The sequence below is a fragment of the Vibrio sp. Vb1554 genome (assembly GCF_033344235.1).
Window position 1 is genome coordinate 31,989 of the sequence record NZ_JAWPOJ010000035.1, and the last position, 12,122, is coordinate 44,110.

The following is a 12,122-nucleotide window of genomic DNA, read 5'->3' on the forward strand; positions in this document are numbered from 1 at the left end:
TTGCTTAAAACTTATATTGCCCAATTTTTCAACAAATAACGTAGGGATGAATCACAGAGATAAAACGCTAATTCAACTGTCCAAGTAACCAGTGACGAAACGTTTCTGTCGCATTCGTACGTGTGTTCATGATCAAGTAATACCCTGCATTGGCAGGAATCGGTTTGAATGGAGAAACCAAACGCTCTGTCGTCAATTCATCCTCAATCAGTGCCATTCGTGCCATCGCAATCCCAACGCCTGCTTCGGCTGCAGACATCGCCATATCCGTTCGATTAAAAAAGTGTCCGATATCGGTTTTAAAATCCAACCCCATCGCTGACGCCCAATATAGCCACTCATAGTCACGCGTCGCTTTTTCCCATGGCATCGCATCGTGTAGTAGCGTCGCCTCTTGCCATTGCTTCACTGGCATTGAGTTTTTTTGCTCACCAAACAACGTTTTTAGCCAGCCATGATCCTCAAGGTATTTTGGACTCATCACCGGTAGCAGATGCTCATCCAAAATCAGCTCCGCGTTAGCATTTCTATAAGGATGAAGACCATAGTCAATTGCGACGTCATAGTCTTTTATCTCACTATTTACCAGCGCACCTTCCGCAAAGATTTGTACTTGGATATCCGGATTATCATGATGGAAGCTTTCGAGCTTTGGGACTAACCATTTGAAAGCAAAAGAAGGCGTCAACTTCAAACGAATTTCATTGGTTTGCTTTTCTACTTTGAGCTCATCAAGCAATTTGCTCAGTTCCGAAAAGTGAAACTGCGTCGCTTGGTGTAACTGAGTGCCTTTTACGGTTAAACGAATACCGCGAGAGTGGCGTTCAAATAAAGTAAAACCTAATAACGCTTCCAAATGAATAATTTGTTGGCTTATGGCACCAGTGGTGAGGTGTAAATGTCTTGCAGCACCAGTAAAGCTGTTGTACTCCGCGACTTGGCTAAATAAACACAAACCACTTATCAGATTACTTTTCATCCTTGAGCCTATAGTTTTTCTAAACGCTGTGTGTAATTTATATCGATTGTTAACAAAAGGTAAAGAAAAGAAACTGAGCACTCTGATAAATGTGTGGAGTGCATCAATGGAAGTCATCGTATTAGGCAGCGGCGTTATCGGCTTAACCTCTGCTTGGTATTTATCTCAAGCAGGCTATCAAGTTACCGTCATTGACCGCCAAGCAAGCAGTGCCATGGAAACGAGCTTCGCCAATGCCGGGCAGATCTCATATGGCTATTCTTCGCCTTGGGCTGCGCCTGGTGTTCCTGTTAAAGCCATTAAGTGGTTAATGGAGGAGCATGCTCCACTTAAAATCAAACCCACTCTGAATGCCGACATGATCCGCTGGGCAAGTAAAATGGTCGCGAACTGCACCCTACCTCGCTATCAAGTTAACAAGGCTCGCATGCTTTCGATCGCCAACCACAGCCGTATTTGCTTAGAACAGTTACGCCAAGAACACGCCATTGAGTATCAAGGACGTCAGTTTGGGACCTTGCAAGTATTCCGAACACATCAACAGCTGCAAGCCATTGAAAAGGACATGCAGCTCCTTGAACAAAGCGGAACCCGATTTAAGCTAATGGACGTCGAACAATGTATTGAACAAGAGCCAGGGCTTGCACTTGTGAAAGACAAACTGGTTGGTGGCTTGCATCTACCTGATGACGAAACGGGCGATTGCCATCAATTTTGCCAACAACTAACGGAGCTTGCTAAGGCACACGGTGTCCGATTTGAGTTCGATACTGAAGTAAGCAATTGGGTTACAGTAGGCAAAAAGATCATAGGTGTCCAAACGAACCGAGGACAATTTAAAGCAGACCAATATGTGGTGGCCTCTGGCAGCTACTCTACAGCGCTACTCAAGCAACTCGATATTGATATTCCGGTCTACCCTGTCAAAGGCTATTCACTCACCATCCCGATGGAAGATGAACACTTCTCTCCTCGATCTACTGTGATGGATGAAACCTATAAAGTCGCTATGACTCGATTTGATGACAGAATTCGCGTAGCTGGCACCGCAGAATTAGCAGGGTTTGATGCTTCCCTTCCACAAAAGCGCAAAAACACTATCGAAATGGTCATCCGTGATCTTTTTCCTCGTTGTGGTGACTTCAGCCAAGCTGAGTTTTGGAGCGGCTTTAGGCCAATGACGCCTGATGGCACACCAATTATCGGCGCGACTAAATACGATAACCTTTTTACTAACACCGGACACGGAACTCTGGGCTGGACGATGGCTTGTGGTTCAGGTCAATTGCTAGCAAGCGTAATGAAAGGTGAAAAAGCAAAAGTGATGGATAATGCGGAACTTAACCTTTGTCGTTACGCCTGAGCACATGACTGAACAAAAAACAGACAGACACTTACTCCACAAAATGCATAACCATTGGCATTTTTAACTCATCAAAATCGCAGTACATTTAAATGACAATGTGCTGCATAATTAATCATCAGGCAAATCTTCTACCTAAAAGGAGCAAATAAGCAACAAGAACCAAATTTTAACAACTACTCTCCATTCTGTGTTCATCATCACGCTACAAAGGATTTGTAGCTAAAAAAGTTAACAATTGCATTACATAAAGGGTAATGTATTGTGTGAAAAACAACCACAAACACAACTAACAGGGAAAATACTCATGCAGTCATTAGTTGATTTTCTGAATGGAATTATTTGGAGCCCGGTACTGATCTATTTGTGCCTTGGCGCAGGTTTGTTCTATTCAATCATGACGCGTTTTGTACAAATTCGTCACTTCTTTGAGATGTGGCGCTTATTACTTTCAGGGAAGAGTTCAACAAAAGGGATATCATCATTTCAGGCACTTGCCGTTTCACTATCTGGCCGTGTAGGTACAGGTAACATTGCTGGTGTTGCTGCTGCTATCGGTTTCGGTGGCCCAGGTGCCGTATTCTGGATGTGGGTCGTTGCCTTCTTTGGCGCTGCAACCGCATACGCAGAATCAACACTTGCACAAATTTATAAAGAAGAAGACGAAGGCGAGTTCCGTGGTGGCCCTGCTTACTATATTGAGAAAGCAATGGGACAAAAATGGTACGCTTGGATCTTTGCTATCGCGACCATCTTTGCTTGTGGTGTTCTACTTCCTGGCGTTCAATCGAACAGTATCGGTAACGCAGTAGAAGCCGCATTTGGCTCAGGTGACATGATTGAAACCGCTATTGGTACCTTCAGTTTTGCTAAAATTTTCACTGGTACGGTTGTTTGTGTCATTTTGGCTTTCATCATTTTTGGTGGCGTAAAGCGTATCGCGAACTTTACCCAAGTCGTTGTGCCATTTATGGCGTTAGCTTACATCATTACTGCGTTTGTCATCATCCTTCTAAACATTGGTGAGGTTCCACGCATTTTCGGCATGATCATTGGTGACGCGTTCACACCAATGGCAGGCGTTGGTGCAGCAATCGGCTGGGGTGTAAAACGTGGTGTCTACTCCAACGAAGCAGGTCAAGGTACTGGTCCTCACGCAGCAGCAGCAGCGAGTGTTGATCACCCTGCTCAGCAAGGTCTTGTTCAATCTTTCTCTATTTACATCGATACACTACTTGTGTGTTCAGCAACCGCGTTCATGATTCTTATCACTGGCGCGTACAACGTAAATGGTGCGATTGAAGGTACATTCCTGGTTCAAAACCTACCAGCGGATATTGGTGCAAATGGCCCTGTGTTTACACAGATGGCGATCGAAAGCGCACTACCTGGCGTGGGTAAACCATTCATCGCAATCGCTCTATTCTTCTTCGCGTTTACGACCATTCTGGCTTACTACTACATTGCAGAAACGAACATTGCTTACATTCGTCGTACGTTCAAAGTAAATGGACTGATGTTTATTCTGAAAGTCATCATTATTTCATCCGTGTTCTACGGAACCGTGAAAACCGCCAACTTAGCATGGGCGATGGGTGATGTAGGCGTAGGACTGATGGCGTGGCTAAACATCATCGGTATTTTGATCATTTTCTTTATGTCGAAGCCTGCACTCAAAGCACTGAACGACTACGAAGAGCAACAAAAACGTGGTGTGACCGATTTTACATTTAACCCTGTTGCACTGGGCATTAAAGGCGCAGATTACTGGGAAGATAAGTACCGACGTAAAACGGGTAAAGCTCCAACGGCAGACAGCAATAGCGCAGAAACTGTTGAGCAACCATCAACGTAGCGTTATCACATAAATAAGAAAAAGCAGTGGTCCGATTGAGGACATAAAAAAGGGGGATTAACCAATAGTTAATCCCCCTTTCTTCATTATGAGTAACAGCTTAGGCGATAACCGCTTCAACTTTACGAGCGATTTTTGCTTTACCGACAGGTAACACTTCACGACCAAATTCGTTGTTCAGTACTTGCGCCATTGCGAAGTAAATTGCACTTGCGCCACAGAAGATACCCTCGAAGCCAGCGATAGCACCGATCACTTCGCTACCAGTGAAATCACGAGCAGCAAGCAAGAAGAACAGGATAGTTAGAGAACCAAATACCACTTGCTTCGCTGTTGGGTAACATAGAGAACCAATGAACATGAAACCAGTGAAGATGCCCCAAAGCGCTAGGTACCAACCCATAAAGCTTGCAGGGCTTGCAGGAAGACCCATGTGAGGCATTACGATTAGACCTACCAATGTTAGCCAAAATAGACCGTAAGAAGTAAACGCAGTTGTGCCGAATGTATCACCGCGTTTAAAGCACATGATGCCAACGATTACTTGGCTAAGGCCACCGTAAAAGATGCCCATCGCTAGAATCATAGAGTCAATTGGGAAAAATCCTGCATTATGAATATTGAGCAGAATAGTGGTCATACCGAAACCCATAAGACCTAGCGGTGCTGGGTTAGCCAGTTTTGTCGACATGTACAAATACCTTTTTTCAAAAATGTTGATAAAAAATGCGCGCGAATTTTAATGGGCTCCAGAACAAAAGAGAAAAGCTGTTATTGAAAACTTAGATTCCATAAATAAACCACTACATATATAAAAAAAGACCCTGCAAAAAAGCAGAGTCTTTATAGATGGTTAGGTTGTTTTTCACTCGATCACTGACAAGAAATCTCGTCCCAGAACCAGTTGCTTTGCGTTGGGCTTTCCCACACTCCTGGGCCATTTTTCGCAACAAAACATTTGTTTTGGTACGTCACTTTATCGCCGTTAGCGACTTGCGTTACACCCGGCTCCCACTGAATAAAATTGCCTGTCACTGGTGGTTCTGGCTCGGTTACTGGCGGCTCTGGCTCAGTCACCGGTGGTTCAGGTTCCGTTGTAGGCGGCTCCGTAGGAGTGCCTGAAACCAGCTTCCAAGGGTCTCCTTTCGTTGGCTCATTACCTTGTGACCACCATTTCGCTTCGTAAACAGCACCTTGGTAAGAAACTTGATCACCCGTGTTATATACTTTGCCAGAATCCCAAGCTGCCACACCACCTACAGGCGGATCGACCGGATCCACTGGGTCTAACTTGTCAACTACACGAACTTCTGGCCAACCCGCATGAGATTGGTAGAAGTTAGTTACACATTTCTCATAGTCACCCGCAACTAGCGCAGAGTAAGCCGTTTGGAAACCAACAAGTTCACATTCAAAAGAGTGGCCTCCCGGACGATCTGAGTAGTATTTCCAGTTCCCATCCCAGTTGGTGTACAACACGTCTGTCGCACCATTCAGATTTAAGCTGCCGTAAGGCGTCTGCTGCCAACAGGTATTGGTCTCATCGGCTTCAATTGGAATTTGATAATGAGCGGCAAGTCCTTCCCAATAGCGAATACGGTTAACAGGTTGGCCTTTATCTTTGTTTTGCTCTCCACACTCAATACCACCATTGATCACGTTGATGGTGGTACCAAAGCCGTAACCAATGCCAGCATCAAGCTCACGCTGTGAAGGCACCCAAGTACGGTCAATCACATGTAGCATTGCAGGTTTCGGTGCTTGTGGGGTTAGGAAGAACCAGATAGCCGATGCTAAGTTCAGCCACGAATCCGCAACCAAGCCTGGATTTTTCAGCAATACAGATGCATCGCCATCAAACATCACTTCAGAGAACGCGCCATAGTTAAAATGGTAAGAAAGCTGCTTTGCACCACGTCCAAAGTAACCTTGTCCAGACTCACATGGCCAGCGTTTGTTTTGCCAGTCATTTTGACCACAACCTGTTGTGTAACCTTCTTGCCCTTCAGACCATCCCATTTCTCGCACATGAACCAAAGCTTGCTGCCACTCTTCCAACCCTAGCGGATTATCCGATACGTTATCAATCGAAATATGGCCACCGGTTTCTTGTGCAAAGTGAGCAAACGCTGTCACGATCGATTTTTTACAAATTGCATCCGAATCACGACCGTCTGTGTACTCACCACAGAATGCAGGGAACTTACCAATTGCACGTAGGAAACGCGTGTAAGTGTATTCAGGTGCCGCCATTTGAGTCAGGAAGTCCCACTCACTTTCGGGGAATACACGCTCTACACGCTTCACGTTTTCTGGGTTGGTTGTCGCCCCTGGAACAATCGCTTCAACCACTGAGTTCGGGCGTGTCTCTAATGCTTGTGACCAAATGGCATACATAGGATCAGAAGTTTTGCTTTGCTCTACGGCTTGAACGTCACCACGAGCAATAACATAACCATTCGGATTTTGCGGATCGGGCTGAATATTCATACTCGCATTCACTTGTGCTGCTAAGACACAACTCAATGCAAGAGGAAGATGTTTGAGTGCAAACATGTCTAGTCTCCGGATTTCAACAATACAATATACGAGGAATAACTAGACATATAGTGGATCATATATACGAAACACCGAGCCAAGTACGTTGATTCTGCGAGACAAAATGAATAAATAGGTCCTCACACACATTTTGTCACAAGAAAAATGTTACCTTGACTCAAAAGAAAAGCGGAGACCCTGTGAGCCTCCGCTTTGTGATGTTTCTCTCTTTATTGTTCTGCCGAAACCACCTCTAGCTTCGCGGTTGACTTTTGTTTAGACAGCACAAAATAAACCACACACTGAGAAATAATTGCGGCAAGCACAATCACTGGTGAGGCGTTGATTCCAGCTAAAAGAAAACACCCTAATGCGATCATTCCATTGAGTAATGCGTAAGGCAATTGTGTACGGAAGTGCTCATACTGTTCACACCCCGCTCCTGTCGACGACAAAATCGTAGTTTCAGAGATGGGAGAACAGTGATCGCCAAACAAGCCACCAGATAATACCGCACCAATACAAACCAACAGTGGTGCATCAATCGCAACGGCAGTTGGGATCACTAATGGCATCATGATGGCAAACGTCCCCCAAGATGATCCCGTAGCGAACGAGATAATACCGGCCAGTAAAAACGCAACCGCTGGCAATAACCAGTAAGGGAAACCGGCTTGAGCTTGTTCAGCAATGTATGCAGCTGCACCTAATTCTTTCCCAACCGAGCTAAGCGCCCAAGCCAATACCAGAATCACCGCCACTGACATCATGTTTGACATCCCTTTCAGATAAACCTGAATACCATCCGAAAGCTTTCTTACGCCATAAAACGCCATCAGCGCAATTAAAGTGAAGGCCGCGAAGAAATATGCAGAAGAAAGTGCAGCCCTAAACGTTGATCCTGCCACTTTTTGAAATGGAAAACCGTGTGGCACGAGGATGGTACATAGAACCACCAGCATAACGAGCAAAGGTGCCCATACAAAACTAGATTTTGCATTTTTATGCGTAAACACATTCATGGACTCCTGCACTTTCCCAAAGTCGGAGCCCTGCTCTGCTAGTTGTTCAGCCTTCGCCATCGGTCCGAAATCTAATTTGAAGAAAGAGACAATCGGCACAATCGCGATCGCAAGAAAGGCGTAAAACTGATACGGGATCGCACCAATGAAAGCATCCCAATCACTCATACTGACATTCAGGGCAGTAAACTCTTTTTGAATCAATCCCATGATGTAAACGCCCCATCCGATAAAAGGGATCAAGATTGCGACGGGAGAGGAAGTAGAGTCGATAATAAAAGCTAATTTTTGGCGTGATACTTTTAACTTATCAAATAAAGGGCGAAAAACAGGGCCAACAATCAGTGGTGTACCAAGGTCTGAGAAGAAAATAACCACACCACCGAACCATGCGGACAGTTGAGCTTGGCATTTACTCGCAACCCATTGAGTAACCTTTTTAGCAAACGCCACACCACCGCCAGATTTCTCCATCAAGGCAACAAAGCCACCAATAAAGACCAAGAGCAAAATGACGCCCGCATTGTAGCTGTCAGTTAATTGCGGCAGTAGATAGCTTTTCATCAGTGCACTAAACGAGTCTAGTGGCCCTTTTTCGACAAATGTCCCTTCGAGCATAGCGACACCACTCACCACACCCGCGAATAAACCAACAACGACATTTCTTGTGGTCAGCGCGAGGAAAAGAGTAATAAGGATGGGAATGAGAGAGGTAACGTCAGCCTGTTCCATAGCAATACCATTTATGATAATTAAACAATTAAAATGAATATATATTTAATTTAACCGCATGTATATATCTCTCACAAAAAAGTTGAGCCACCTCTTCACAAACTTGAAGTACAAAAAAACCAGCCCGAAGGCTGGTTCTTATAAACTCAACTGTCTAGAGGAAAAATTATTCCCACTCGATAGTCGCTGGTGGCTTACCTGAAATGTCGTAAACAACACGAGAAATGCCATCAACTTCGTTGATAATACGGTTAGATACCTTACCTAGGAAGTCGTATGGTAGGTGTGCCCAATGAGCAGTCATGAAGTCGATAGTTTCTACCGCACGTAGAGACACAACCCAATCGTACTTACGGCCATCGCCCATTACACCAACAGAACGTACTGGTAGGAATACCGTGAACGCTTGAGATACTTTGTTGTATAGATCAGCTGCGTGAAGCTCTTCAATAAAGATAGCATCAGCACGGCGTAGCAAGTCACAGTACTCTTTCTTGATTTCACCAAGAACACGAACACCTAGACCTGGACCCGGGAATGGGTGGCGGTAAAGCATGTTGTAAGGCAGGCCTAATTCTAGACCAATCTTACGAACTTCATCTTTGAACAACTCACGTAGTGGCTCAACAAGACCCATTTCCATGTCATCTGGAAGACCGCCCACGTTGTGGTGCGATTTGATCACGTGCGCTTTACCAGTCTTAGATGCAGCTGACTCGATTACATCAGGATAAATCGTACCTTGAGCTAGCCATTTCGCGTTTTTCAGCTTCTTAGACTCTTCATCGAATACATCTACGAATACGTGACCGATAGTCTTACGCTTCTCTTCTGGGTCAGACTTGCCTTCAAGTGCTTTTAGGAAGCGTTCTTCAGCGTCAACTTTGATGATGTTCAAACCAAATTGGTCGCCGAACATATCCATTACTTGTTGACCTTCGTTTAGACGAAGTAGACCGTTATCAACAAATACACACGTTAGCTTGTCGCCGATTGCGCGATGAACCAGCATCGCAACTACCGATGAATCAACACCACCAGATAGACCTAGGATAACTTCGTCGTCACCCACTTGCTCTTTAATGCGAGCAACCGCGTCTTCGATGATAGATTCCGAAGTCCATAGACGCTCACAGCCACATACGCCAAGAACAAAGTTCTCAAGCATTTGTAGGCCACCTTTTGTGTGTGTCACTTCTGGGTGGAACTGAACACCGTAGTATTTCTTCTCTTCGTTCGCCATCGCAGCGTAAGGACAAGTGTCTGTCTCACCAACTTTTACGAAATCGGCTGGGATCTCTACTACTTTGTCGCCATGGCTCATCCAAACGTCTTGAGTTGCTTCAAGGTCTTTAAATAGAGCACATTCACCAGAAACTTTAACCTGAGCGTAGCCAAACTCACGTTCGTTAGAGCCCGCTACTTTGCCTCCTAGTTGTTCCGCCATAGTTTGCATGCCGTAACATACGCCAAGTAGAGGAACGCCAGAGTCAAACACATATTGAGGCGCGCGTGGAGAGTTCTCTTCCGTTACGCTTTCTGGACCGCCAGATAGGATAATGCCATCTGGGTTGAATTCGCGAATATCCGCTTCTTCTACATCCCAGCTCCATAGTTCACAGTAAACGCCGATTTCACGTACGCGGCGTGCTACTAATTGAGTGTACTGAGAACCGAAGTCCAAGATCAGAATACGTTGGTCATGGATATTTTTAGTCATTTTGAGCAGTCTTTTTAAGGCTAAGTGATTAAAACCGAGGCGAGTGTACTCGCCTCTTCTTAATGCTTCAAGGAAAAAGCAAACGTTTCCGTTGGGTAATTAGTTCCCTAGACGGTAGTTCGGCGCTTCCTTAGTAATTTGAACATCGTGTACATGAGACTCTTGCATACCTGCACCAGAGATACGTACAAATTCAGCTTTCGTACGCATATCTTCGATAGTTGCAGAACCAGTTAGACCCATGCTTGAACGTAGACCACCCATTTGTTGGTGTACGATCTCTTTTAGACGGCCTTTGTATGCGATACGACCTTCGATACCTTCTGGTACTAGCTTGTCCGCTGCGTTGTCAGACTGGAAGTAACGGTCAGAAGAACCTTGAGACATAGCACCAAGAGAACCCATGCCGCGGTAAGATTTGTAAGAACGGCCATTGTATAGAATCACTTCACCCGGCGCTTCTTCAGTACCAGCAAACATAGAACCAACCATCACACATGATGCGCCTGCTACGATTGCTTTACAGATATCACCTGAGAAACGGATACCACCGTCAGCAATAACCGGAATACCATAATCATTAGCCACTTCTGCCGCATCTGCGATTGCAGTGATTTGTGGAACTCCCACACCCGTTACAATACGAGTTGTACAGATAGAACCAGGTCCGATACCCACTTTCACTGCGCTTACGCCAGCTTCGATTAGTGCTTTAGCACCAGCACCAGTTGCTACGTTACCACCGATGATGTCTAGATCTGGGTAAGCAGCGCGAGTTTCGCGGATGCGGTTTAGTACACCTTCAGAATGTCCGTGTGAAGAGTCGATAAGTAGAATGTCAACGCCTGCTTCAACTAGAGCAGCAACACGCTCTTCGTTACCAGCGCCAGCACCAACGGCTGCGCCAACACGTAGGCGACCACGCTCATCTTTACATGCGTTTGGTTTACGTTCTGCTTTGTGGAAGTCTTTCGCAGTAATCATACCGGTTAGTTGGAACTCATCATTCACAACCAATACTTTCTCTACACGAGCTTCGTGCATTTTCTCTTGCACTTCTTCTCGTGTTGCACCTTCTTTAACTGCTGCCAACTTCTCTTTTGGCGTCATTACTGAAGATACTTTCTTAGAAAGGTCCGTCACAAAACGAACGTCACGACCAGTGATAATACCAACAAGCTCATTGCTCTCAGTGACAACAGGGAAACCTGCAAAACCATGCTTTTCAGTGAGTGCAACAACATCAGCGATGGTCGCGTCAGGGTTTACAGTAACCGCGTCAGTTACCATACCAGCTTCGAACTTCTTAACTTTACGAACTTCGGCTGCCTGCTGCTCAATAGACATGTTCTTGTGGATAAAGCCAATGCCACCCTCTTGCGCTAGCGCAATCGCTAGACGAGCTTCAGTAACAGTGTCCATAGACGCTGAAATCATTGGGATGTTTAGGGTGATGTTCTTAGTTAGCTGAGTGCGAAGATCAGCTGTGTTTGGGAGAACGGTGGAGTGTGCTGGCACAAGTAGTACGTCATCGAATGTCAGCGCTTCTTTGGCAATTCTTAGCATTTGCAATATCTCACAATTAGAGGAGTAAAAAGAACAATCCAATCTCATCGTTTCGCATAATGAGGGTAACCTGTGTTAGCAACAAGCTACATTTGGATTAGATATTGCGGAGGGATTATACGGTTAACGCAATCGCTTGACCACAAATTTTTTAATTTTTTTCTTGCAATTACCCCCTTGCTATGTATTATATTGCCGCTAATTTCCATACTCACGTCTAAGAGATTAGCTGTGCTCTCCAAGACCAATCAAAACATCTTTACTGTTTCTCGTCTCAACGCAGAAGTTCGTTTACTCCTTGAAAACGAAATGGGGATCGTTTGGCTCGTCGGAGAGATATCCAACTT

8 protein-coding genes are annotated in these 12,122 nt (G+C 45.2%); 2 read left to right on the plus strand and 6 right to left on the minus strand.

Annotation, left to right across the window (positions count from 1 at the left end; translation table 11 throughout):
• Positions 1-67: 67 nt before the first annotated feature.
• Positions 68-979, minus strand: coding sequence for a LysR substrate-binding domain-containing protein (locus tag R8N28_RS20825; protein WP_017635708.1), 912 nt, complete (start codon positions 977-979; stop codon positions 68-70).
• Positions 980-1,085: 106 nt separating this feature from the next.
• On the opposite strand from R8N28_RS20825, the gene R8N28_RS20830 reads away from it, so the two are divergent.
• Both R8N28_RS20830 and R8N28_RS20835 read left to right on the plus strand, forming a co-directional pair.
• Entirely contained in the window at positions 1,086-2,342 is a 1,257-nt protein-coding gene (locus tag R8N28_RS20830) for a D-amino acid dehydrogenase (protein ID WP_005383728.1), read from the plus strand.
• A 307-nt stretch (positions 2,343-2,649) separates the two neighbouring features.
• Positions 2,650-4,197, plus strand: a complete 1,548-nt coding sequence (locus tag R8N28_RS20835) for an alanine/glycine:cation symporter family protein (protein ID WP_005381681.1) — start codon at positions 2,650-2,652, stop codon at positions 4,195-4,197.
• Positions 4,198-4,297: 100 nt separating this feature from the next.
• On the opposite strand, the gene R8N28_RS20840 is transcribed toward R8N28_RS20835, so the two are convergent.
• The 5 genes from R8N28_RS20840 to guaB form a co-directional block, all read right to left on the minus strand.
• Positions 4,298-4,888, minus strand: a complete 591-nt coding sequence (locus R8N28_RS20840; protein WP_005381682.1) for an acetate uptake transporter — start codon at positions 4,886-4,888, stop codon at positions 4,298-4,300.
• Between the two features lie 182 nt (positions 4,889-5,070).
• Positions 5,071-6,753: a chitinase gene (locus R8N28_RS20845; protein ID WP_005381683.1), complete on the minus strand. Its 1,683-nt coding sequence runs from the start codon at positions 6,751-6,753 to the stop codon at positions 5,071-5,073.
• A gap of 212 nt (positions 6,754-6,965) precedes the next feature.
• Complete coding sequence (locus R8N28_RS20850; protein ID WP_005381684.1) at positions 6,966-8,489, minus strand: Na+/H+ antiporter NhaC family protein; 1,524 nt, start codon at positions 8,487-8,489, stop codon at positions 6,966-6,968.
• A 166-nt stretch (positions 8,490-8,655) separates the two neighbouring features.
• Positions 8,656-10,209 carry a glutamine-hydrolyzing GMP synthase gene (gene guaA / locus R8N28_RS20855; protein ID WP_005381685.1) on the minus strand — a complete coding sequence of 518 codons (1,554 nt, stop codon included), beginning with the start codon at positions 10,207-10,209 and terminating at the stop codon, positions 8,656-8,658.
• Between the two features lie 99 nt (positions 10,210-10,308).
• The gene (gene guaB / locus R8N28_RS20860) at positions 10,309-11,775 is read right to left on the minus strand and encodes an IMP dehydrogenase (RefSeq protein WP_017633908.1); all 1,467 of its coding nucleotides are present in this window, start codon (positions 11,773-11,775) and stop codon (positions 10,309-10,311) included.
• Positions 11,776-12,122 lie beyond the last annotated feature (347 nt).

Excerpts from the sequence above, each read along its gene's own strand:
- R8N28_RS20825 (WP_017635708.1), bottom strand. The coding sequence starts at position 979 with ATGAAAAGTAATCTGATAAGTGGTTTGTGTTTATTTAGCCAAGTCGCG.
- R8N28_RS20830 (WP_005383728.1), top strand. The coding sequence starts at position 1,086 with ATGGAAGTCATCGTATTAGGCAGCGGCGTTATCGGCTTAACCTCTGCT.
- R8N28_RS20835 (WP_005381681.1), top strand. The coding sequence starts at position 2,650 with ATGCAGTCATTAGTTGATTTTCTGAATGGAATTATTTGGAGCCCGGTA.
- R8N28_RS20840 (WP_005381682.1), bottom strand. The coding sequence starts at position 4,888 with ATGTCGACAAAACTGGCTAACCCAGCACCGCTAGGTCTTATGGGTTTC.
- R8N28_RS20845 (WP_005381683.1), bottom strand. The coding sequence starts at position 6,753 with ATGTTTGCACTCAAACATCTTCCTCTTGCATTGAGTTGTGTCTTAGCA.
- R8N28_RS20850 (WP_005381684.1), bottom strand. The coding sequence starts at position 8,489 with ATGGAACAGGCTGACGTTACCTCTCTCATTCCCATCCTTATTACTCTT.
- guaA (WP_005381685.1), bottom strand. The coding sequence starts at position 10,209 with ATGACTAAAAATATCCATGACCAACGTATTCTGATCTTGGACTTCGGT.
- guaB (WP_017633908.1), bottom strand. The coding sequence starts at position 11,775 with ATGCTAAGAATTGCCAAAGAAGCGCTGACATTCGATGACGTACTACTT.